Below are 23,973 nucleotides of genomic sequence, written 5' to 3' on the forward strand. Positions count from 1 at the left end.
TATATCAGTTTCTCTCCCAAGATATGATATTTAATCCTAATTGTAAAGAAGCGTAGTTGCTGTCAGCAATATTACCGTAAGACAATAAATTATCACCCATAATATAGAGGTTCACAGGTCCGGCCTGGAGGCTCATGCCCAAACCTATATTAGAAGCAGTGAACTTATCAACAGTATAGGTTGCTTTTAGTGCCAGGACTTTAGCAAATCTTCTCTGATAAAATGCAGTTACCGCAAACTGCGGTCCCCGTGGTCTGTTTATCACATACAATTGCCCTCCTAAACTATTCAGGTAATATAAAGATCTATCACCGCTATCAGGTTGAATATCGCAATCGCAAGCCTCAGTTGGTTCGCCTTGTTTTCCAAAATTATAACGAATGGATGAATAAAATTTTATCGGCCGTAAAGTTACATAGTTCTTACTGTTCTCTTCAAACGGTATTAATTCTTCAATTTCATTCACCAGATCTTCCCAAAAATCAGCATTGGGATCGTTAAGCGCTTCTGGCAAAATAATTTCTACCCCTTCAACTGAGGCAGCCCCTTCAAGCGTATAATTTGTTACGTCAGAGGTGTGATATAATAATCCGATATCCAAAATACTGCCGGTGATTACTGTTTGTTTATTAAGATTATAAGTAACTCCTAAATCAAAACCAAGCCCGGGATCACCGCCAAAAAATCCTCTTTTAGTTAGTAAACTTCCTATCCCCCCGCCATTATCATTGGCCTCTATAAGTGCATCAAGGCCAGAAGTTCTTAATCGCATATCCGACACCAAAGTGTTCCTCAACAAATTATTCTCACCTACTATGGTCTCGAAATAACCGTTATTATTTGTGGAATTAAAATCCAAAATACCTGAATACAATTTGATCCGGGCACCCAAAGTGAGGTTATTTTTTATCTGTCTATTAATTCCGAAATGAAAGACATTTATAAATTGACCACTGGCATTAAGATCATTTAGATCAAATCTTTGTCCCAATCTGTCCGCATTGCCTTCAAAAGCTAAAATTGCGAGATCTTTTGGCCAATAATTAAGGGCGTAGCCTTCAACATACATTCCAAATGAATAGAAATTAGCCGGGTCTTTTTGTCCACGGAATCCACCGTTTAATATATCCACCTGAAAGATTCCATTTACTTCATCGCGTTTACTTAATGCATTCACCGCACGATCTCTTACTTTCTGATTAATATCCAGCCCATCAGCAGCAAAAATATCATTTACCGTAAGTCCGCTTGTAGCTCCCCCCGCATATATACCGGATATAAAAGGGACACCGGCATACCAATTATAAAATGTATTCATCCCCGGATTAACCATCAAAGCCTGTGGAATCTCCTGAAAATCATACAACACCGCTTTATTTTGTGCATAAGAGGATATATACCCCGTAAAAAGGATAATTAAAGGGAATAGACTATTTTTCATTTTAGTCCAATCCTGAATTTAGCGCTGGATCTTAAGAAAACGGTTGGGTTAGGCAAAGCAGATACACTGGTGTTATCACCTAAATTTATGGCACTAACTCTAATTGCCGAGGTATTTCTAATAATATCGAGGCTCCTGCCTGCGGGTCCATAAGCAATTTCACGCCGTAATATTGCAGTTGGGGCGGCATTAACACTAAAATTTTCAGAATCCAAAGAATTCCCTAAATCATCCAAAAATTCAAAAGTAATATCCAGAGGTTTACTTGTTGTATTTTCAACTTCATACGTTACAACGCCATCTAAGACATTATCCGCAAAAAACTGTTCGTTAAATGCGTCGAAATTAAATATTTGAGAGAAAAAATTTATTCCGTTCACCTCATTAATAATGCGCTCAGGAGTTTCTAAATAAAGAATACTAGCTTCCGCAGTTGGGGTGATATCGAGATTATCAAATTGATCAAAATCCTGTTTCTCCGCGCAGGAACTTAATATTCCAGCACAAAAAAGAATGGCAAGTAGATTTTTTGGGATATATTTCATTGCTATATACCAGTTTTATAATGGTTAATTATTTATTGAAACCACCTAAATAGGTATTGCCTCCTATATTATTCTCCCTTATATAACTCTATAAATGTTTTTTTATTTCACGCAAACTATGAATCATAATGCAATGTTCATGTTTCAGATCATTATGAGCGTTAAAATGTAAGGCATGGAATCCTACAGCTTTCGCCCCAAGTATGTCTGCCTCTATACTATCGCCCACCATTAGCGACTTATCCGGCGCAGTATTAGCCTTTTTTAATGCAAGTTCAAAAATTTCGGGATTCGGTTTTTTTACTCCTGCCATTTCAGAATTAATAACCTGGTCAAAATATCCGAAAATATTTGAGTTTACCAATTTTCTGGTCTGTACTTCTTCAAATCCATTGGTAATAATGTGTAGCTTGTATTTGGGTTTCAGATAATTTAGTATTTCAACTGTATATGGCAACAGGTTATTGTATGTGGCCAGATTCGTGATATATTCCGTCGATAATATGTCTATAACTTCATCTTTAATCTCGTAGCCTATGGCATCAAAAGTTGTTTTTAGCCTTTGAAAACGCAATTCCGGTTTCTTAATTTTATCATCGCGATATAATTTCCAGAATGCGAGATTCACCGGCACGTAGACTTCCAAAAATTTAGAGAGATCGACATCTATTTCTACTTCAGTAAAGATTTTTTGGAATGTCAATGCCGAATTCTTTTCAAAATCCCAAAGCGTATGATCCAAATCAAAAAATATATCCGAAATATTTTGGCTATACATGATACTTCTGAATTACTTTATTGTATAAATCTAACCAGTTAATCTCCTGGTCTCCGCCCAATAATTCGTTAGAAAAAATAGTAATAAAGTGCCCATTAACCTTTTTTACCTGATCATAATAAATACGGATCTTCTCTAGTGCTTCATCTTCAGAATTGGAATTGCGTAAGGCATAGTCATGAACAGCGAATGGGTGAATTTTAATGGGTTGCTTTTCTTCAATTGCAATATCATAGAAGTAAAAAGGCGTACATGTACCTGCTCTAAAGCCCATTTCATGAGTATATCCCATGGTGTAATCATCTGTAAATTCTGCTTCTACAAGGTTTCTGTATGTATGAGGAATATCTACCCTGTTATATCTCATCCTTGAATAATTTATTGGCCTGTTTACAACGTTAGATAACCTCTTTTTTTCTTCTTTTAATAATTTAACATCCCTAAAAGAACTATAAGAAGCTGCCAAAGCTACGACACTATAGTCGGCCACAGATTTAATTAGGTACTTAAAATTGTTGTTTTCGGGGGAAACATTTTTATCATAGGTTGAATAATTGGCGAACTGAAAAAAGAAGATACTTTTTATTTGATATTTTTTCTGAATTTCTATTAAGTCTTCGTAATTATTATAAGGATCTTTTTTAATCTTTAGCCATACAGAAGTGCGCTGTACTACCCGTTTCCATTTTAAAGTCCCCATGTCATACAGCAAGCCCGCTATGCTTCTCACGGGGCCTCTGTGTGCAAAACAGTGTGATGAAGTAACATCAATTATTGAAGTATGTTGAAACTTTCGTTTTTTACTAACTATAGCAGGAAAACGTTCTTTAAGCTTATCAAGAAATCTGTATGCCCAAATATCTACAACCGGCAATTGCAAAAAATTATTAGTAGAAGCTATACTTTCTAATGGCGGAAACCTGCCATGTGTATCTTTTAAGTATGGTAAATATTCTTCATATCTCGCTAAAAGATAAAAGCTTGCCGAAAAAATATCATAAGGAATAACACTAGGCTCTTTTGTCCTGAAAAAACATGGGGTACCCTCCCAGTCTTCAACGGTTATTTGTAAATCATTTATCCCATGTACAAATAGCAATTCATTACTTCTGACAAAAAACTCATTCTGTAAAGGCTGTTTGCTATAAGTGATCTTAGGGCCAGTATGTTTAATAAAATCCTCAACCTTTGTAGTGAAAATGATATCTATCCCAAGTATCCTGGTAAAAACCTGCTTCATGGTATAACTGAAACGCGGAGTAATTTTATGGGTATATATCAAAAGCATAATTATATCAAATTATTGTCAGCAAAGCTATAGTATTTGTTTTGGGTAATAATTACATGATCTAGTACCCTGATATCCATGGCTTCAGAAGCTTTCTGAAGTTTATTAGTGATTTTTTTGTCGGCCTCACTCGCTTTAAGTGTCCCTGAAGGATGATTATGGGCTAATATTAAGGACACTGCCCCGATTTCCAGTGCTTGTTTCATTACCAAACGAACGTCCACCAAGGTACCGGTTATACCTCCCTTACTCAATTGAGCCGTATGAATAACCTTATTTGAGTTATTTAAATAAACAATCCAGAACTCTTCATGAGGAAGGTCGGCAACCAAAGGTTGCAGAAGTTCAAAAACTGCCTTACTACTGGAGATCTGCGCCTTCTCTTTTACCTTCTCATTTTGCCTCCTTCTACCTATCTCTAATGCCGCTGCAATAGATACGGCCTTGGCCTCGCCAATGCCTTTAAACTTCATTAATTGCTTTATGGATACCGTACCCAATTCGTTTAGGCTATTATTAGTGGAGGCCAAAATTCTTTTGGAAAGAGCGACGGCAGTTTCATTTTTGGTCCCCGAACCAATTAAAATGGCAATAAGCTCGGCATTAGAAAGAACTGAACGCCCCTTATGCACTAATTTCTCCCTTGGTTTGTCATCGTCAGACCAATTCTTAATGGAAAAAGAAGAAGATTTTTGTTGCATGCCCTAAAGATAATCAACAAAAAAAATTATTGTAAATTTCATTCATAAAATCCTAAATAAGAATTCATGAAATCAATTTTTGATGAATTTACATATAATGAAGTTGTAGAACGTTTTAGTCAACTAAGTCCTGAATCAGAAGGTTCATGGGGTAAAATGAGCGTTGGTCAAATGCTATGGCATTGCCAAATATTCGTAAAAGCGGCGATTAAGAATAAAAAATATGAGAAACGGGGAAATCCAATTATTCGCTGGTTCTTTAAAAAGTCTATGTACAGCGATAAACCCTGGCGAAAAAACTTACCGACCACCCCTTTTGCCAAGGCTAAAGAAGAAAAAGAATTTGAGGTGGAACATAAAAAATTACTGGAGCTAATTAATGAGCTATATAGCCTGCGCGATAGAACAGACTGGAATGCACATCCAATTTTTGGTGATTTCACCCCTGAGCAATGGGGAAAACTGGAATACAAGCATTTAGATCACCATCTCAGGCAATTTGGGGTCTAACAGACGTCCTTAAAGGAGGGTGATAATTGAATAAACAGGCTTAGTTAGTTTTAATGATGTTTACGACCTCATTCAAATCCAGGCCACCATAGTTTCCGGAACTCATGAATAATATGATACTCTTAGTAACATCCTGTTCAAAAAGAAATTCTTTAAAGGCAGCACTATTGGTAAAAATATTAATGTCTTTCTGCTGAAATGCCTGCTCTATCTGATCTTTTGTTATTTCCTCTAAACCCTTTATTTTGACTGATTCAGGAATATAAAATACTGCAGATACATCCGCTTCTTTTAAAGCCCCTCTATATTCCTTTAAAAATTCGGCATTTAAACTGCTATAGGTATGTAGTTCTAAACAAGCAATCAGTTTTCGATCCGGGAATTGTTCTTTTACCGCCTTTGTGGTTGCTGCCACTTTACTCGGGGAATGAGCATAATCTTTAAAGATTATCGTATTATCCCTTTCGCCTATCTTTTCCAGCCGCTTTGAAGCGCCTTTAAATGAAGTGATGGCCTCATAAAAATCCTCCTCATCAATCCCCATGTTCTGACAAATCCACTTTGCCCCTGCCAGGTTATTTAAATTATGACGGCCAAAAATCTCGAGGGGCATTGGGCCTTCCCCGGTATTTAAAAAAGTCTTTCCGTGTTCAACAAAAAAATCCGGGGTAGAATAGGGAAGTTTCCGTATGGAATTTGCAGAGGCTTCAACGATATTTTTAACATTTACATCTTCCTCGTTATAAGTAATGCTCCCTCCTTTAACTATACTATCCACAAAAATCCGAAATTGCTCCAGATAATTTTCAAAAGTGGGGAAAACGTTGACATGGTCCCAGGCTATGCCACTTAACAAGGCAATATTAGGCCTGTACAAATGAAATTTTGGCCGCCTGTCTATAGGTGAGGAAAGATACTCGTCTCCTTCTAAAACTATAAAATCGTTTTCCTCCGTAAGATGCACCATGCGGTCAAATCCCTCCAATTGAGCACCAACCATATAATCTACATCCCTCCCATGATAATTCATTACATGAAGGATCATCGAAGTAATGGTAGTCTTGCCATGACTTCCTCCAATAACAACACGGGTTTTATGTTTAGATTGTTCATAGAGGAATTCTGGATATGAGTAGATTTTAAGTCCAAGCTGTTTGGCTTTTAACAATTCAGGATTGTCCGCCTTGGCATGCATTCCAAGGATAACAGCATCCAAAGAAGCATCTATTTTATCTGGAAACCAACCAAACTCAGAAGGGAGGATTCCTTGTTTTGCCAATCTGCTTTTGGAGGGTTCAAAAATTACATCATCACTGCCGGTAACAATATATCCTTTCTGATACAGGGCAAGGGCCAGGTTATGCATGGCACTTCCCCCAATAGCTATAAAATGTATGCGCATTTACAACAAAATTAGATGCTAAAGATAGGAATTGAAAAGAGCATCTCAAACCTTCTTTAAACATGTTATTATTTTTATCTTCGTAAAGGAATCGAAGCAGCTTCCTAAGCCAGTTGTTGAAAATATTTGGACCGGACAATTATGACTATAAAACTCTCAGAAGTTACATCTCAGGAAATTATGCCTGGTTATCATGGCAAAATGATACATACAAAAAATATGACTCTCGCCTATTGGGATGTGGAAGAGGGTGCCTCAGTACCGGAGCATTCTCATAAAAATGAACAAATAATGCAAGTCTTAGAAGGTACTTTTGAGTTTACAGTCAATGGACTTACCAAACTCTATAAACCAGATGATCTTGTGGTTATACCGCCCTTTGCCCCGCATAGCGGTAAGGCTTTAACGCCATGTAAGTTAATGGATATCTTTAGCCCGGTTAGGGAAGAATACATATAAATATTTAAAAACATTCGAGTTTAAAGATTTTCAAAAAGTAGTTTTATGCAGATTTCTTTACACGGTAAAAGAGCTTTAATTGGTGGCAGCAGCCGTGGCATTGGCAAAGCAATTGCCGAGCAGTTGGCGGAAAGTGGTGCCAGTGTTACGCTAATGGCCAGAAGTGAGGATCAATTAAAATCTATTGTAAGAGGGCTTACGCATAATGAAGGCCCTCCTCATAACTATCTGGTTGTAGATTTTACGGATTTTGATAGTTACCAAAAAAAAATCTCAGAATATTTTGAAAATCATAAGATAGACATCCTGGTAAATAATACGCAGGGACCCTCTTCCGGCAGTGCCTTAGAGAAGAATATTTCTGATTATCAGGAGGCTTTTGATCTGCTGTTTAAATCTGTTGTATATACTACTCAGCTGGCTTTAAAACACATGATGGAAAATAAATGGGGGCGTATAATTAATGTGGCCTCTATATCTGTAAAGGAACCATTGGGTTATTTGGTGCTTTCAAACACTATCCGGGCCGCAGTGGTTACATGGGCAAAATCATTAGCCAATGAGGTTGCTTCAGATAAAATTACGGTAAACAATATTTTAACGGGATATTTTGACACGGAACGGATCACAGATTTGAATAAAAAGAAAGCGGAACAAATGGGGATCCCTGTAGATAAAGTCCGCAAGGCTATGGAAGATCAGGTACCTATGAAACGCATAGGAGATCCCAATGAATATGGATATTTGGTAGCTTTTCTGGCTTCAGAAAAAGCATCATATATAACAGGAACAAATATTCCTATAGATGGGGGTTTATTAAAATCACTTTAAAATAAAGCCCTATTCATTATATTACAGCAAAAGATTTATCCTTTTAAGGCAAGAATTATTTGTTTTTCTTCCTCTGCTCTTTTAAAACCAGTTCGTTTTTCAAGGGCCTTATTTATCCAAAATAAAGAATTCTGTTTGTTCTCTTTTTTCCGGTACAAACGTGCCATTCGAAAATAAGCCCACTCCAAAGGAACGCCATCTTTAATAGAATGGTTCTCAATATATCTGGTCATAAATTCAATTCCTGTATCCAATTGAATGCCATAATCACTGCACACCTTACCTAGCTGATAATTTAATTGATTTCTTTCAAATTCCTTATATTCTTTTACCAAAGCCAACGCTTCAAGATAACTGGTCTTGGCCTTAGCTGGTTCATCGTCATATTCATAGACATAACCAAGGGCCAAATAGCTGTCAATAGGTGAAATCTTTTTGAGTTCTTGAGCCAATTCATAAGCCTTGTTATAGCTTCCGCCAACTATTCCCGGCAATGACACATAAAGATCTATCATAGCCCAGTGCGCTCCAATATGATATGGGTCAAGAGCAAGGGTTTTATTAAAGCTCGATTTTATACGCGCTAAAAGAGTAAGTCCGACAAAAGGATTGCTACTTTGTGCTTTTTTCGCTAAAACACCACCATACTTAAAAAAGTAGGCAGGGTTATCCTCAACTAAGATGGTAAGTTCTTTATAAATCTCAATAGCCTTGTCCCATTCTTCCTGATATGCATAAGTTTCACCCAGCTTATCCAAGAGAACAGGATTAGAATACAGGTTGGGCTGTTGTAACAATAATTCAGTGGCGCGCTTGTATTTCCCGGCACCTATTGAATAGGTTATTTCAGCGGGAACTATTTGCGCATCTAAACCAATAGAATACATAAAAATGAAAAGGAATATGAAGGGTCTCACATTATTTATTTTTACTCAGCTATTATGTCGTAAACGAATTTGAATCCTTAAAAATTATTACTGGATTAAAATTATTAGACAACTCTTTTGGCACTTTGGTAGTTTTAGTTTTCTCAAAGCATATGGAATTTATAAGCCTTTATGGCCCTAAGTATAGTTCTTAGGCTGTTTGTCATGGTTTTCGGACTCAACAAATTTCTGAATTTTGTTGTAATGGAAACAGCATGATGAACTTGAAATAGCAAAAAAAGGATTTAACTTGCAATAAAAGCAAAAGAAAAGGAACCAAATGGTTCCTTTCTGTAAAGCTTAAAATTACATATCCCGAAAAATGATTAGTCCTTTAGAGGTGGTTCTATTTCCTGCTGACCAAGATGTATCGCATAGAAGCCCATCATAGCTTTATATAGTGCTATTGAATTTTCTTCCTTGGCAAAACCATGACCCTCATCATATTTTACCATATATGGAACATCATATCCCTTAGATCTAAGAGCACTCACTATCTGATCTGACTCATCTATATTAACCCTGGGGTCATTGGCTCCCTGTACTACAAATAAGGGTTTCTCAATGCGGTCTATTTGATAGACCGGGGACACTTCTTCCATAATGGCCTTCTCTTCAGCGATGTCCTCATCATACCAAATTTCCTTTATTATTTTAAGATAAGGTTTCCAATATGGGGGAATGGTTTTCATAAATGTAAATATGTTTGATACACCCACATAATCTACACCGCAGGCATATAAATCCGGTGTTTTAGTTAAACCTCTAAGTACGGCGTACCCGCCATGACTCCCTCCATAAATGGCTGCTTTATTCTTATCTACCCATCCCTGATCAATTACATACTGCAAACCGTCTTCCACATCATCCATAGCCTTCCTGCCAATTTGCTTAAAACCGGATTCTAAAAATTCTTTGCCGTACCCGCCAGAGATCCTAAAATTTACCTGAAGCGTAGCATAACCCCTACTTGCAAATAATTGTGCCTCCGGATTAAATCCCCAGGAATCGCGAATCCCTTGCGGACCTCCGTGAGGGTTTACAATTACAGGAACCTTTTGGCCACTTAGCGCTGCTTTAGGGATTGTAATGTATCCATGTAAGGTAATGCCATCTCTGCTTTTAAATGTTATTGGACGCATTTCTGCCATATCCTGCTCCTTAAGCTGCGGCATTAAGTTATATAGTTCTTTAAACTCATCTTTATTAACATCATAAGAGTAATAAACCCCATAAACTTTATCACTCGACACGTAAATCAAATAACTGCTTTCGTCATCCGTGAAATCTGCAATGTTATATTGTTTACCTTCAAATTGTTTTTCAATTCTGGTATGTAATTTTTTGAAATAATCGCTTACCGGAACAATAACTTGCTTCTCCCCTTCGTACTGGAAATAATCTAACTCCCAATTTCTTTTTCTGGAGGTAGAAATGTCTGAAACATCATATTTATCATTACTGAATATCTTTTTTATTTGTTTATCTTCTTTAAGATCATAAAGGACAATTTCTGACTTATCACTTTCCAAATTAGTTACCATGTAAGCATCATGCGGATTTGGAGTGGCATAATTAAATTGTAAAATCCCAAAAGCGTCTTTCCAATTAAGACTTTTGAAAAGCTCAAATTTACCTTCCTCTGTTGCATAATAGATATCCTGTTCCACTCCATCCCGAATCCTGGTAAATGCCTTCAAATTTCCTTCTTTATCAAAATTATAATCTGAGATGGGATTAGAAGCATCTTCATTACTATAGAGTTGTTTCAGCTCCCCGTTTACCACATTAACCTTATATGGTTCAAATACTTGAGGATTGTTTTTGTTCATTTGAACAATAATATGGTCCTTATCATCCTTCAATAAATCGGAAAACTGTGCCTGCACACCTTCAAAAGGAGTTAAATCTTTAAGACCTGAACCATCCAGATTAACAGCAAATACGTGATAATTTTCATCCCCTCCATTATCCATTAAATAAACCATACGCTCATTATTCACCCAGCCATAGCCTCTAACCAACTCTTCTTTTTCTTCAATGGCCCGGGTTATATTTCCTGTTGCAATTTCTTTTACATAAATATGTCGCTTTCCATTATCATCTTTTTCTCGATATGACATGTATTTTCCATCCGGAGAAAATCTAAAAGTAGAAGCCTTAGGCTTTGCAAAATAATCTTCCACGCTATATCTGTAATTACCACTATCCATTGCAGCCATCTTATTTAATTCTTCATCTGAGCTTACCAGTGAAGGATTCCCTGGAATAGTTTTAACTGTTTTTTCCAGAAGTAAGGGAAGTTCCATTTCGCCTTGATAGAAAGTGCCCTCCATTTTTTCTCCATCAATCTTACCTACATATTTAATTCCTGCTTGTTTGTATATAATTGTTAACTCATTTTCTGAAACAGAAGTTTCATCCATTGGTATGTCTGTAGCTCCCTGGGATGGGCTGTCCATTGTGGAAGAGTAATTTCCATCTGTCTCAATTACATTGAATATCAATGGCATTTCGGTTCCCTGCACAGCAAGGTTCCCTTTCCAGGAACCAGCTGCGTCCTGTGCAAAGACAGTTGCTCCTAAAAGAAAAAAGGCTAGAGACATAGCTAGCCTAAATATTTTAAAGTTTAAATTCATGGTAAAATGTTTTTCGAGTTAATACTTATCAAGTATTTCATGCTTTACAGTTCAATTAGTATATAAAATTTCTCTTTTGTTACAGAAGTAAATAGAAAATTATAACTTAAATATATGCCTGTATAAGAATTAAGAAATCCAGCTTATGACAAACGGTAAAATAGTGGAAGTGAACGGGACCTTTATTGTAAACAGGAAAGTGTTCCTAGAATAGTATGTGTGCTTAAACAAGGAAATTTATGCTATTTTTTGTTGGCCTTTTTTATGACCGGGGGATACTTTGAAAATACTTTGGTGACTATTTCATAAAGCTTCTTTTCTCTGGTTCCCGGTGAACTATTCTCATTAAAATTACTGAGACTTATTGCTTGCCAAAACAAGGCATCCTTTTGGCTATCCACCAGATCAAAAATTAGCTCTCGTTCCAAATTAGATCCCCCTAATGGAACTCCTAAAGATACACCTCCTCCTACATTACCACTTGTACCGCCTATTCCAACGCCTACTGTACTATTATTTGGAGTTATAAAAGATTTGCTTTGAATATTGATATAAAAATCCGGTTCTTCGGATAATAAAATTCCACGCAATTGCATAGTTGAATCAATCGCATTATAAAGTCGCTTTGAATCCAAATCACTTAGACCGGTCTCCATTTCAGGATAATAATTATAAGTGCTGTAATTGGTGAAATCTACAGATTTATCAAAATCATAGTTTACCCTTACCGTACTGCAGGAAATAGCGCATAGAACAACCAACAAGATCAAAATATTTCTCATAGGCGATTTTACATAAAAATAAAGAAAAAAAACAGGGAAGTTTAAAATTGTATCGTTTATTCGTTTAACAGCTCCCAAAGCTTATCTTTTAGGTCATTAAGACCCATTTCTGATACCGAGGAGATGAAAATATAAGGAGTCTCTTTAAAATCTTTATCCAATTCAATTTTCATTTCCGCAATCAACTCATCATCCAGCATATCTGACTTGGAGATGGCCACTAATCTGTTTTTATCCAAAAGTTCAGGATTATACCTTTTTAGTTCATTTAAAAGAATTTCATACTCTTTGCTGATATCATTGCTATCTGCAGGTATTAGAAACAGTAGAATGGAATTACGTTCAATATGTCTTAGAAAATAATGCCCTAATCCTTTACCTTCAGCAGCACCCTCTATTATACCCGGAATATCTGCCATTACGAAACTCCTGAAATCCCGGTATTTGACAATTCCTAAGTTAGGTTTTAGTGTCGTAAATTCATAATCTGCTATTTTAGGTTTTGCGGATGTTACTACTGACAGCAGTGTAGATTTTCCCGCATTGGGAAATCCAACCAGGCCTACATCTGCCAAAACTTTAAGTTCAAGGGTAAATTGTTTTTCTTGCCCGGGAATCCCAGGTTGTGCATACCTGGGGGTTTGGTTTGTAGCTGTTCTGAAGTGCCAATTCCCAAGACCTCCTTTACCTCCTTCAGCCGCAATTTTTTCTTCTCCGTGTGCTGTAATCTCAAATAGCACTTCATTGGTTTCCAAATCGCGCACAACCGTTCCTAAAGGTACGTCCAAATATACATCCTCTCCATCAGCACCCGTACTTCTGTTTTTACTTCCATGTTCACCATGCCCGGCCTTATAGTGCCGTTTAAATTTGAACCCAATAAGTGTCCAAAGGTTTTCATTGCCACGAATAATGATATGACCACCTCTACCGCCATCACCTCCATCGGGCCCGCCTTTTGTTATAAATTTTTCCCTGTGCAAATGCATGGATCCTTTACCCCCATTACCGGAGGTAACATACATCTTTGCATAGTCCACAAAATTCCCTTCGGTCATCGCTCAATATTCATTTTAAAAAAAGTAGCAGTATAATCTGGTCTATGTTCGTGTTCAGATCACCTTTCGACCTGCAGCGCATGTATTACGGCGCTAAGGCGCCCTGTAATCTCTTCTATAGCTCCAATACCGTTTACGCTATAGAATTTATCCTGAGATTGATAATACTCTTTAAGAGGAGCTGTTTTTTGATTGTATTCTTCAAAACGATTTCTAATCTTATCCTCGTCCTGATCATCAGTTCTGCCACTTATTTTACCTCTTTCCAACAAGCGCTGTATAAGCTCTTCATCATTGGCATCTAAGGCAATAGTTGCGTCAATTTGCATTTCCTTTGAATCCATCAAATTATCCAGTGCTTTTGCCTGGGCTACGGTTCTGGGAAAACCGTCAAAAATAAACCCGTTAGCTTCTGGATGTTTTTCTACTTCATCCCTTAGCATCTTAATAGTAACCTCATCAGGAACAAGATCGCCTTTATCCATATAGGTTTGTGCTAATTTACCCAGCTCGGTATTGTTCTTAATATTATATCTAAAAACATCTCCGGTAGAAATATGCAATAAATTATATTGATCCTTTAAAAAAGCAGCTTGTGTTCCCTTACCTGCTCCTGGTTTTCCAAAAAGTACAAGATTAATCATATGGTTTTGGTTTAGTTGGTATACATCTCTTAAATTTCTTCCCTGTTCTTTATAATCTAAGCCGTAACCTACAATAAATTTATTAGGAATATCAATTCCAACGTAGTCAATAGGGTATTCTCCGTTGTAAATTTCATGTTTATAAAACAGGCTTGCTATTTTAAACTCCTTGACATTGGTCTTTGAAAATAAATGGACTAATTCCTGAAGGGTCCTCCCGGTGTCAATAATGTCTTCCACAATAATCACACTTCTCCCCTCCAAATTTTCGGGAAGATCTAAGAGAGTTTCTACAATCCCTGTAGATATCAGTCCCCTGTATGAAGCTAATTTTACAAATGAAACCTCACATGGATAGGGATAATACTTCAATAAATCGGAAATAAACATAAAGGCCCCGTTAAGAACCCCCACAAATATGGGCACCTCATCTTTATAGTCCTTGGCAATTTCAGCGGCAATTCTTTTAATTGCAAGTTGTATTTCTTCTTCCTTAAGAAATGGCTTAAACAATTTGTCATGCAGCTTTATCAATGGTATAGGGTTTATAGGATGGCAAAGATAGCATTTTGCTTTCTCTTTTTTAGGCTTAGGGCGGCAGATTCTAACATTTAGATGTATTTTTGTAGCCAGTCAAAATAATCTTATTCACCTGAGAAAGTATAAGTTCATGAATTTCTTTTCTTCTGATTTTAAGCTGGGCATTCTTGGAGGAGGTCAGTTGGGCAAAATGCTCCTGTACGAAACAAGGAAGTTTGACATTTATACCAAAGTACTTGATCCATCGCCTGAGGCTCCGTGTAAAATTGCATGTAACGAATTTGTCCAGGGCAGCCTGATGGATTTCGATGTAGTTTACAATTTTGGAAAAGACGTAGATTTACTTACTATTGAAATTGAAAATGTAAATTTAGATGCTCTTGAAAAGTTGGAAGGAATAGGTAAAACGGTTTATCCTTCTACAAGGGTCCTTCGCACTATTCAAAATAAGGCTAAACAGAAGTTATTCTATATTGACAATCAAATTCCTACGGCACCTTTTTCCAGATTTGCATATACAAGTGAAATAAAGGATAGTGTTGCTCATGGAGGTATTGCATTTCCTTTTGTATGGAAAAGTGCCCAATTTGGATATGACGGGCAAGGGGTGAAAATTGTGCGTTCCTTAAATGATCTTGAAAACCTCCCTAATGTAGAATGTATTGCTGAGGATCTTATTCCATTTAAAAATGAACTGGCCGTTATAGTATCGAGAAATGTCCAGGGTGAAGTAATCGATTATCCGGTAGTGGAAATGGAGTTTCATCCGGAAGCCAATCAGGTTGAATATGTTTTATGCCCGGCTAGAATTGACAATAAAGTTGCTGCTAAAGCAAGGAAGATTGCTTTAATGCTGTCTGAAAAATTACAGCATGTAGGACTTCTGGCAGTTGAAATGTTTCAAACATCAGAGGATGAAATTTTAGTCAATGAGGTAGCTCCCAGACCCCATAATAGTGGTCATTACAGTATAGAGGCCAGCTATACAAATCAATTTGAACAGCACCTTAGAGCCATTCTGGGATTTCCTCTTGGATGTTCAGAAAGCAAATTGGCCGGGGTTATGGTTAATTTGGTTGGTGATGAAAAGTATACAGGAGAAGTCGTTTATCAAAATATTGAAGAAATTTTTAAACTAAGCGGCGTTACACCTCATATTTACGGTAAAAAGGAAACACGACCGTTTAGGAAAATGGGCCATGTAACTATTATACATGACGATATAAATGAGGCTCGTAAAATAGCCGAAAAAGTAAAAAAAACGATTAGAGTAATAAGCAAATAATAAAAATATGAGCAAAGTAGCAGTAATTATGGGTAGCTTAAGTGACCTTCCCATTATGCAGGAAGCCGTTGATATTTTAAAGGGATTTGATATTGAAGTTGAAGTTGATATTGTATCTGCCCACAGAACGCCTGATAAATTATATGAATTTAGCAAACAAGCTCATAAAAATGGATATTCGGTTATCATAGCCGGTGCCGGTGGGGCTGCCCACTTACCTGGAATGGTAGCTTCACTTTCTCCTCTGCCGGTAATAGGGGTTCCGGTTAAAAGCAGTAACTCCATTGATGGCTGGGATTCGGTTTTGTCTATTTTACAGATGCCCGGGGGCGTCCCGGTGGCTACCGTTGCTCTTAACGGTGCGAAAAATGCAGGGATACTTGCAGCCCAAATCATAGGCAGCAGTGATCAGTGCGTACTGGATAAAATTCTTTTATACAAAGAAGGTCTAAAGGACAAAGTAATTAAAGGTGCTCAGGAAATAAATAAACCTAAATAGGAAATTTACGCCTTTTTTCCTCTGCAGATTAAATCCTCTTCATTAATAAAGTAATAAACATCGGTCTATATATGAATCCTTTATTAACCCCATTTGGTACCGCACCCTTTTCGCGTATTAAAAATGAACATTTTATGCCGGCTTTTCGTCAGGCCATGGAAAATGCTCGTAAAGAAATTGATGACATTACTAATTCTGAAGAAGAACCCACCTTTGAGAATACTATTGAGGCTTTGGAATTCTCAGGGCAACATTTGGAACGCATTGCCAGTCTGTTTTTTAACCTGAATTCTGCAGAAACAAATGATACCATCCAGAAGATTGCCCAGGAAGTATCTCCTTTGCTGTCCGAGTTTAATAATGATATTACCCTAAATGAAAAATTATTCAGAAGAGTAAAAAATGTCTTTGAGAATAAAGACAAATACCCGCTTACAGCAGAACAATACACCTTACTTGATAAAAAGTATAAAAATTTTAGCAGAAATGGCGCAAACCTCAATGAAGAAGAAAAGAAACGCCTTCGGAAAATTGATGCAACACTTGCAACTCTAAAATTAAAATTTGGCGAAAACCTTTTAAAAGAGACAAATAAATATGAAATGCACCTCACAAACGAAGATGACCTAGACGGGCTTCCGGAAAGTGCAAAAGATGCTGCGGCTCAGTTAGCAAAAATTAAAGGTAAAAAAGGATGGCTTATTACTTTGGATTATCCAAGCTATATTCCATTTATGAAATATGCACGCAACAGAGAACTCAGAAAAGAGCTTTCAATGGCATTTGGTAGCAAAGGGTTCCACAATGATGAACTTGATAATCAGGCTAATGTTCTCCAAATTGCCAATCTTCGACATGAAAGAGCCAATTTATTAGGCTATAAAAGCCACGCGAATTTCATTTTAGAAGAGCGAATGGCCGAAACCCCGGAAAAAGTATACGAATTTTTAAAGGAATTGTTGATTAAGGCAAAGCCCGCAGCTAAACAGGAATTCAAAGAACTATCAGAGTTTGCAAAAGCACTGGATGGCATTGAACAACTACAGTCCTGGGACGGATCTTTTTACTCTGAAAAATTAAAGCAAAAACGCTTTAACCTTGACGATGAAAAGCTGAAACCATACTTTAAGCTAGAAAATGTTATTGAAGGAGTATTTATGATAACCGAAAGACTATACGGATTGTCATTCGAAGAAGTATTTGATGTAGACAAGTATCATCCCGAAGTTAAAACTTATAAAATTTATGATAGTGACAATAAATTTGTATCCCTCTTCTATGCCGATTTTCATCCAAGGGAAGGGAAGCGCGCTGGTGCCTGGATGACTTCATTTAAGCCACAATTCATCTTGAATAATAAAAATGAAAGACCTCAGATTTCCATCGTTTGCAATTTTACCAAGCCAACGGAAAGTAAACCATCCCTTTTAACTTTTAATGAAGTCACTACGCTCTTTCATGAATTTGGGCATGCGCTGCACGGCATTCTTGCAAATACGATCTATCCAAGCTTATCGGGTACTTCTGTATATTGGGATTTTGTTGAGTTACCCAGTCAGATATTGGAAAATTGGTGTTATGAAAAAGAAGCTTTGGAAGTATTTGCAAGGCACTATGAGACAGAAGAACCTATTCCTATGTCATTCGTTGATAGCATAAAGAAATCTGCAACATTTCAGGAGGGGATGGCCACGATGCGCCAACTGAGTTTTGGTTTCCTGGATATGGCATGGCATGCATCTGATCCCTCAGGTATCTCAGATGTGAAGCAACATGAAGTTAAAGCTTTCGAAGATACTTTACTTTACCCTAATAACCCGGAGACTTGCATGAGTGTATCTTTCGCCCACATTTTTCAGGGTGGATATTCCGCAGGCTATTACAGCTATAAATGGGCCGAAGTATTGGATGCCGACGCTTTTGATTATTTTAAAGAAAAAGGACTTTTCAACAGAGAGGTAGCTGAAAAATTTAGAGATGACATTCTTTCCAAAGGAGGAACGGAAAAGCCAATGGTCCTTTATAAGCGGTTTAGGGGCAGAGAGCCTAAAATTGAAGCTCTTTTAGAGCGTGCCGGATTAATAAAAAAGACGGCTTAGTTTATTTTTTTTCTTCCAATGCATCATAGCCGCCCAACAGGTCTATTACATTTTTATACCCGGATGAGTTGAGCATTTCGGCGGCACTCGCACTGCGTCCACCTTTTTTACAGTAGACATAAATGGTTTTCCCCTTTTCTATGGTCTTGAATTCATCCATAAAATTCTCATCATACCAATTAATATTGATTGCATTATCAAGATGCCCCTCTGCATACTCTTCCGGGGTGCGAACATCAACTAGTACGGCATTTTCAACATCTACCGGTGTCAATTCTGTGATTGACATGGACTTGGTTTGAGTGCAACTTATTTGAGTAAATAACAAAAGAATGAGATAGCCGATATTTTTCATAATTGGGTGTATTACACTTTAAATTAATATTTTCATTAAAATTAATTTATTTTTGGGTTCCACAAGTATCAAAATGACGGAAAATTATTTAAATCCTACTTCATGGGTAGACAATTACGCTGATTATCTCTTCAACTATGCCGTGGCGCGGGTGAGTGATGCGGAGATCGCCAAGGATTTGGTACAGGAAACATTCCTGGCCGGTTTAAAATCGGCTAAAAATTTTCAGGGAGCCGCAACGGAACGCACCTGGCTTATCGCTATTTTAAAACGAAAGGTCATAGATTATTATAGAAAAATTAATTCGAAAAAAGGTAAGGCCGAAGTGCGAATTAATTATAGCAGTCAAAGTGATTCAGCGGGAGATTGGCTGGAAGAAAATGTGGCAGATCCCTTTAGTACACTTGAAAATGATGCTATAGAAAATGAAGAATTGGGACTAGCCATACAGGAATGTATTTCTAAACTACCAAAAAAGCAATCTGCAGTATTTGTCATGAAAACTATCCGAGGATTAAGTACGGAAGATATCTGTAATGAACTTGGTATAAATCCGTCTAACCTTTGGGTAATGGTACACAGAGCGAGAACGAGTCTTATGGGTTGCCTGAATGAAAATTGGTTTAAATTATGATTAGTTGCGAGAAAGCAAGTACAATTTGCAATAAGAAACAATACAAAGAAGCCACACTTTTTGAACAAATCAAGTTAGGTTTTCACCTTTTATACTGCAAAACCTGCGCTGCATTTTCCAGGAAGAACAAAAAACTAACTATACTTTGTGATAAAGCCAATTTGCATAACCTTTCTGATCTGGAAAAGGAAAAAATGAAAGAAAAGCTTGAACATAATATCTAAAGACAATTTTCCAGGACTATTAGGATCCCCAACCAACATATCGGAATGCTTTCTACAAAAAAAGAGGCAAAATATTTTGTTTGATTTCTGCGCGTCATAAGCAGCATAATTAGCATAATAAAAAAGAGTATCGTATTTCCAATAATTTCTAACTGATTTAAATCGACCTTAAGAAAGGTAATCATATAGCATATCAGAGACAAGAACAGGCCAAGAATTTTGGTTTGAGATACCCCTATGCGTTGTGGTATTGTCTTAAGATTCAATTCATCATATTCAAGATCCCTTATCTCAAATGGAATTAACAATATGAGAATTAAAATAAATTGTTGGAGTATTAGAAGTCCAATGTCCCATGAAAAAGAAATAGACGAAGATATTACAGGAATTATGACCGTAGTGCCTGTCCAAACCAACGCCACCAGCAATACTTTTAAGATGCCTGAATTTCTTAAATTCTTGTGCTTTGAAGAAACCGGCAAGGCATACAATCCTACAAATAGGGCCAATACAAAACAAATGAACCATACCGCATAACTCAAAAAAAAGAAATGATATCCCGCTAGCGCCAATAATATAAAGCTGAAAATTTGTATTTGCCTGTGATAGCTATTCTTTACCAGAATATATTTTTTGGCTTCAACCCCGTATTTAATAAAATTATAACTCGGTATAGTTCCAAAAAAAACGAAAAGAATTAGATGCTGCCCGGGTATAATGTTTAAGTACAGATTTGTGATCAATACCAGGCTTATTACCGCAAGCGCCACATGAATACTGGCATCCAGATAAAAATTAAAAATACGGTTCAACCATCCCATTAAACAAAAATAGCCAAACTGTTCATAACGTATCTTTTTCGTTAAAAACTTTAGGCCACTGCGCTTTGAAATAGATTATTTTACGAGAATTAATCCCTAATTTTGTTCACTATTATTTTAGCTATAAAATCCGGAATTATGACGACAGACCTGTTTGCTTCAAGACATATAGGTATACGAAAAGAAGATCTGCCCAAAATGCTTGAAACCATTGGCGTAGAAAGTATAGACCAGCTTATAAATGAAACTATTCCCAGTGAAATAAGACTTAAAAAACCTTTAGACCTCAATAGGGAAATGAGTGAACATGAATTCCTGTCACATATTAATTCTCTTTCTCTAAAAAACAAGGTATACAAAACTTATATCGGTCTGGGTTATAACGAATGTATTACCCCATCTGTTATTAAAAGGAATATTCTTGAAAACCCAGGATGGTATACAGCTTATACGCCATATCAGGCAGAAATTGCACAAGGACGATTGGAAGCCTTATTAAACTTCCAAACCATGATATGCGATCTTACCGGGATGGAGCTATCCAATGCTTCACTTTTAGATGAGAGTACTGCAGCTGCCGAAGCTATGACCATGCTTTTTGATGTGAGGACCAGGGAACAAAAGAAAAATGAGGCGGTTAAATTTTTTGTTTCCAATGAAGTATTGCCGCAGACCCTCTCACTATTGCAAACCAGATCAAAACCCCTTGGAATTGAATTGGTAAGCGGAGATCATGAAACATTCGAGTTTAGTGAGAGTTTTTACGGCGCTTTGTTGCAATACCCCGGGAAATACGGCCAGGTAAATGATTATAAAAGTTTTGTTCAAAAAGCCGGGGATAAAGAGATAAAAGTTGCTGTAGCGGCAGATATACTTAGTTTGGTTTTATTAACCCCACCTGGAGAAATTGGAGTAGATGTAGTTGTTGGAACTACTCAACGATTTGGAATCCCTTTGGGCTATGGGGGCCCACATGCTGCTTTTTTTGCCACCAGGGAAGCTTATAAAAGAAATATCCCTGGAAGAATCATAGGGCTTACCAGAGATACAGACGGCAATCAGGCTTTGCGTATGGCTTTGCAGACCAGAGAACAACATATTAAAAGAGATAAAGCCACATCTAACATTTGTACAGCCCAGGTTTTACTTGCAGTGATGGCAGGGGCTTATGCAGTTTATCACGGGCCAAAAGGATTAGAATACATTGCAAATAAAGTCCATCATAATGCAAAGCTTTTAGGTCAGTTACTTGAACAACAAGGGCTTAAACAATTGAACACCGCTTTTTTCGACACCATCAAGGTGCAGATTCCTGATACCAAGTCCTTAAAATCAATAGCGGAAAAAAATGGTGTTAATTTTAATTATATTGATAATAATACCGTTTCAATATCGGTCAATGAGGCAACAAGTAAAGACGATATTAAACTAATTTACAATTGCTTTAGTGAATTCACTGGATCCAAAGAAATTAATTCTTTTGACGAGAAAACAAAGGTTGTTATTCCAAATTCGTTAACACGCAACACCCCCTTCCTGGAAAACGAGGTCTTCAATTCTCATCATTCGGAGACGGAATTAATGCGTTATCTTAAAAAATTAGAACGGAAGGACCTGGCACTAAATCATTCTATGATCTCACTGGGTTCTTGCACTATGAAATTGAATGCTGCAAGTCAAATGCTTCCTTTGAGTATGCCTGCATGGGGAAACATTCATCCATTTGTCCCGGTTGAGCAGGCAGAGGGTTATCAAATAATCCTCCGGGATTTAGAAAACGATTTAACGGAAATAACGGGTTTCGCGGGTACTTCTCTGCAACCCAATTCCGGCGCACAAGGCGAGTATGCGGGATTAATGACCATAAGAGCATATCATGAATCCAGAGGCGAAACTCATAGAAATATTTGTATAATCCCGGCATCGGCACATGGTACTAATCCGGCTTCGGCGGTAATGGCCGGAATGAAGGTTGTTGTAACTAAAACAGATGATCGGGGAAATATAGATATGGTGGACCTTGAGGAGAAAGTAGAAATGCATTCAGAAAATTTGGCTGCATTAATGATTACCTATCCTTCAACACATGGGGTTTTTGAATCCTCCATTAAAAAAATAACACAGCTTATTCACGACCATGGGGGACAGGTTTATATGGATGGTGCCAATATGAATGCTCAGGTAGGATTAACAAATCCGGCAACTATTGGAGCTGACGTTTGCCATCTCAACCTACACAAAACTTTTGCCATCCCACATGGAGGCGGAGGACCCGGCGTAGGGCCTATTTGTGTTGCAGCACAATTGGTTCCTTTCCTCCCTGGTAATCCGGTAATAAAAACAGGTGGTGAAAAAGCCATTACGGCAATTTCAGGGGCTCCCTGGGGCAGTTCATTGGTTTGTTTAATTTCTTATGGTTATATAAAGATGCTTGGAGAAGCCGGCTTAACCGAATCTACAAAGATTGCCATTCTTAATGCAAATTATATAAAGAACAGGTTAAGTGGAAAATTTGATGTTCTTTACACCGGGGAACAAGGGCGAGCAGCGCATGAAATGATAATAGACTGCAGACCATTTAAACAAAACGGAATAGAGGTTGCTGATATCGCCAAACGATTGATGGACTATGGTTTTCATGCTCCAACTGTATCTTTTCCTGTAGCCGGAACCCTTATGATAGAACCTACGGAAAGTGAAAATCTTGATGAATTAGATCGATTTTGTGATGCTATGATATCAATCCGGGCAGAAATTGATCAGGCCTCTGCAAATGATACAAATAATCTATTAAAAAATGCACCACATACGTTGCATATGGTGACCAATGATTCATGGGATTTCCCATATTCAAGACAAGAAGCAGCATTTCCGCTACCCTTTGTTAATGAAAATAAATTTTGGCCCAGCGTTCGAAGAGTTGATGATGCTTATGGAGATCGTAATTTAATATGCACCTGTGCTCCCATTGAAGCATATATGGAAGCTTAGTTTTACCAATAATCAGGGATTTGAAAGGCTACATAAAAGCTTAAGAATTAATTTCATATTGTTTGTTAATTCTGAACATCGTAATTAATTACTATGCGCGCATAGTAGTACACTGTTTTTTAGTAGTTTGGCAAAAACTTATACAACTCCATAAAACATGAGTATTGGAATTAGCGGCACAGGTTGTTATATACCGTCGATCACTACTCAAAATAAAGATTTTGAGCACCACAATTTTCTTACCAGTGAAGGCATTCCTTTTGATTATACAAACGAGGTTATTATCGAAAAATTTAAGGCAATAACCGGTATTGATGAAAGGCGTTATGCCAAAAAAGAACTGAATACTTCCGATTTGGGATTTTTTGCAGCCCAGGATGCAATTGAAGATGCCGGAATTGATGCTGAAGAAATGGATTATATCATTTTTGCACATAATTTTGGAGACGTAAGCTATGGGCAATCTCAGAGTGACACTGTACCCAGTTTAGCCACAAGAGTAAAGCATCTCCTAAAAATTA

21 protein-coding genes and 1 pseudogene are annotated in these 23,973 nt (G+C 37.2%); 9 read left to right on the forward strand and 13 right to left on the reverse strand.

All coding sequences use genetic code 11. The features are described from left to right. Positions 1 to 4 precede the first annotated feature (4 nt). The 5 genes from WBM60_RS14010 to radC all read right to left on the reverse strand — a co-directional run bounded on the left by WBM60_RS14010 (position 5) and on the right by radC (position 4,753). Positions 5 to 1,441 carry a DUF5723 family protein gene (locus WBM60_RS14010; protein ID WP_424283214.1) on the reverse strand — a complete coding sequence of 479 codons (1,437 nt, stop codon included), beginning with the start codon at positions 1,439 to 1,441 and terminating at the stop codon, positions 5 to 7. Next, a complete protein-coding gene (locus tag WBM60_RS14015; protein ID WP_424283215.1) occupies positions 1,438 to 1,986 on the reverse strand; it encodes a hypothetical protein in 549 nt (182 codons plus the stop codon). Before WBM60_RS14015 ends, WBM60_RS14010 begins: the two co-directional genes overlap by 4 nt. Positions 1,987 to 2,074: 88 nt before the next feature. Next, on the reverse strand, positions 2,075 to 2,764 hold the full coding sequence (locus WBM60_RS14020) for a YjjG family noncanonical pyrimidine nucleotidase (protein ID WP_424283216.1): 690 nt from the start codon (positions 2,762 to 2,764) through the stop codon (positions 2,075 to 2,077). Continuing rightward, complete coding sequence (locus tag WBM60_RS14025) at positions 2,757 to 4,052, reverse strand: polysaccharide deacetylase family protein (protein ID WP_424283217.1); 1,296 nt, start codon at positions 4,050 to 4,052, stop codon at positions 2,757 to 2,759. The genes WBM60_RS14020 and WBM60_RS14025 overlap by 8 nt, the downstream gene beginning before the upstream one ends. Positions 4,053 to 4,054: 2 nt before the next feature. Further along, positions 4,055 to 4,753 (reverse strand): RadC family protein, encoded by a 699-nt coding sequence (gene radC / locus WBM60_RS14030; protein ID WP_299160363.1) that lies wholly within the window; start codon positions 4,751 to 4,753, stop codon positions 4,055 to 4,057. 66 nt (positions 4,754 to 4,819) lie between these two features. On the opposite strand from radC, the gene WBM60_RS14035 reads away from it, so the two are divergent. After that, complete coding sequence (locus WBM60_RS14035) at positions 4,820 to 5,263, forward strand: DUF1569 domain-containing protein (RefSeq protein WP_424261202.1); 444 nt, start codon at positions 4,820 to 4,822, stop codon at positions 5,261 to 5,263. A 40-nt stretch (positions 5,264 to 5,303) separates the two neighbouring features. Here WBM60_RS14035 and WBM60_RS14040 read toward each other — a convergent pair whose 3' ends face one another. After that, complete coding sequence (locus WBM60_RS14040) at positions 5,304 to 6,665, reverse strand: UDP-N-acetylmuramate--L-alanine ligase (RefSeq protein WP_424261200.1); 1,362 nt, start codon at positions 6,663 to 6,665, stop codon at positions 5,304 to 5,306. Positions 6,666 to 6,806: 141 nt separating this feature from the next. On the opposite strand from WBM60_RS14040, the gene WBM60_RS14045 reads away from it, so the two are divergent. Together WBM60_RS14045 and WBM60_RS14050 are read left to right on the forward strand one after the other, a co-directional pair. Next, positions 6,807 to 7,124, forward strand: coding sequence for a cupin domain-containing protein (locus tag WBM60_RS14045; RefSeq protein ID WP_424261198.1), 318 nt, complete (start codon positions 6,807 to 6,809; stop codon positions 7,122 to 7,124). A gap of 45 nt (positions 7,125 to 7,169) precedes the next feature. Beyond that, positions 7,170 to 7,955, forward strand: coding sequence for an SDR family oxidoreductase (locus tag WBM60_RS14050; RefSeq protein ID WP_424261196.1), 786 nt, complete (start codon positions 7,170 to 7,172; stop codon positions 7,953 to 7,955). A 35-nt stretch (positions 7,956 to 7,990) separates the two neighbouring features. Here WBM60_RS14050 and WBM60_RS14055 read toward each other — a convergent pair whose 3' ends face one another. From WBM60_RS14055 to WBM60_RS14075, 5 genes are all read right to left on the reverse strand, one after another. Continuing rightward, positions 7,991 to 8,872, reverse strand: coding sequence for a tetratricopeptide repeat protein (locus tag WBM60_RS14055; protein ID WP_424276574.1), 882 nt, complete (start codon positions 8,870 to 8,872; stop codon positions 7,991 to 7,993). 335 nt (positions 8,873 to 9,207) lie between these two features. Then, positions 9,208 to 11,487: a S9 family peptidase gene (locus tag WBM60_RS14060; protein WP_424276573.1), complete on the reverse strand. Its 2,280-nt coding sequence runs from the start codon at positions 11,485 to 11,487 to the stop codon at positions 9,208 to 9,210. Between the two features lie 275 nt (positions 11,488 to 11,762). Continuing rightward, the gene (locus WBM60_RS14065) at positions 11,763 to 12,302 is read right to left on the reverse strand and encodes a DUF4136 domain-containing protein (RefSeq protein ID WP_424261188.1); all 540 of its coding nucleotides are present in this window, start codon (positions 12,300 to 12,302) and stop codon (positions 11,763 to 11,765) included. A gap of 56 nt (positions 12,303 to 12,358) precedes the next feature. Continuing rightward, positions 12,359 to 13,360, reverse strand: a complete 1,002-nt coding sequence (gene obgE / locus WBM60_RS14070) for a GTPase ObgE (protein WP_424261186.1) — start codon at positions 13,358 to 13,360, stop codon at positions 12,359 to 12,361. A gap of 59 nt (positions 13,361 to 13,419) precedes the next feature. Further along, entirely contained in the window at positions 13,420 to 14,538 is a 1,119-nt protein-coding gene (locus WBM60_RS14075) for an adenylate kinase (RefSeq protein WP_424261184.1), read from the reverse strand. A 136-nt stretch (positions 14,539 to 14,674) separates the two neighbouring features. Between WBM60_RS14075 and WBM60_RS14080 the strand changes: the two genes are divergently transcribed. From WBM60_RS14080 to WBM60_RS14090, 3 genes are all read left to right on the forward strand, one after another. Next, positions 14,675 to 15,829: a 5-(carboxyamino)imidazole ribonucleotide synthase gene (locus tag WBM60_RS14080; protein WP_424261182.1), complete on the forward strand. Its 1,155-nt coding sequence runs from the start codon at positions 14,675 to 14,677 to the stop codon at positions 15,827 to 15,829. A 7-nt stretch (positions 15,830 to 15,836) separates the two neighbouring features. Beyond that, on the forward strand, positions 15,837 to 16,328 hold the full coding sequence (gene purE / locus WBM60_RS14085; protein WP_424261180.1) for a 5-(carboxyamino)imidazole ribonucleotide mutase: 492 nt from the start codon (positions 15,837 to 15,839) through the stop codon (positions 16,326 to 16,328). 71 nt (positions 16,329 to 16,399) lie between these two features. Then, positions 16,400 to 18,427: a M3 family metallopeptidase gene (locus WBM60_RS14090; protein WP_424283218.1), complete on the forward strand. Its 2,028-nt coding sequence runs from the start codon at positions 16,400 to 16,402 to the stop codon at positions 18,425 to 18,427. A gap of 1 nt (position 18,428) precedes the next feature. Here WBM60_RS14090 and WBM60_RS14095 read toward each other — a convergent pair whose 3' ends face one another. Next, complete coding sequence (locus WBM60_RS14095; protein WP_424261176.1) at positions 18,429 to 18,716, reverse strand: rhodanese-like domain-containing protein; 288 nt, start codon at positions 18,714 to 18,716, stop codon at positions 18,429 to 18,431. A gap of 139 nt (positions 18,717 to 18,855) precedes the next feature. Here WBM60_RS14095 and WBM60_RS14100 point away from each other — a divergent pair, with 139 nt between their 5' ends. Next, positions 18,856 to 19,416 (forward strand): sigma-70 family RNA polymerase sigma factor, encoded by a 561-nt coding sequence (locus WBM60_RS14100; protein WP_424261174.1) that lies wholly within the window; start codon positions 18,856 to 18,858, stop codon positions 19,414 to 19,416. A 220-nt stretch (positions 19,417 to 19,636) separates the two neighbouring features. Here the strand turns inward: WBM60_RS14100 and WBM60_RS14105 are convergent, their stop codons facing one another. Then, the gene (locus WBM60_RS14105) at positions 19,637 to 20,461 is read right to left on the reverse strand and encodes a hypothetical protein (protein WP_424261172.1); all 825 of its coding nucleotides are present in this window, start codon (positions 20,459 to 20,461) and stop codon (positions 19,637 to 19,639) included. A 138-nt stretch (positions 20,462 to 20,599) separates the two neighbouring features. Between WBM60_RS14105 and gcvP the strand changes: the two genes are divergently transcribed. Next, positions 20,600 to 23,452 carry an aminomethyl-transferring glycine dehydrogenase gene (gene gcvP, locus WBM60_RS14110; RefSeq protein ID WP_424283219.1) on the forward strand — a complete coding sequence of 951 codons (2,853 nt, stop codon included), beginning with the start codon at positions 20,600 to 20,602 and terminating at the stop codon, positions 23,450 to 23,452. A 157-nt stretch (positions 23,453 to 23,609) separates the two neighbouring features. Next, a pseudogene (locus WBM60_RS14115) lies at positions 23,610 to 23,973 on the forward strand (ketoacyl-ACP synthase III); the annotation flags it as partial.

This window comes from Eudoraea sp. (assembly GCF_049669105.1).
Classification (GTDB): Bacteria; Bacteroidota; Bacteroidia; order Flavobacteriales; family Flavobacteriaceae; genus Eudoraea.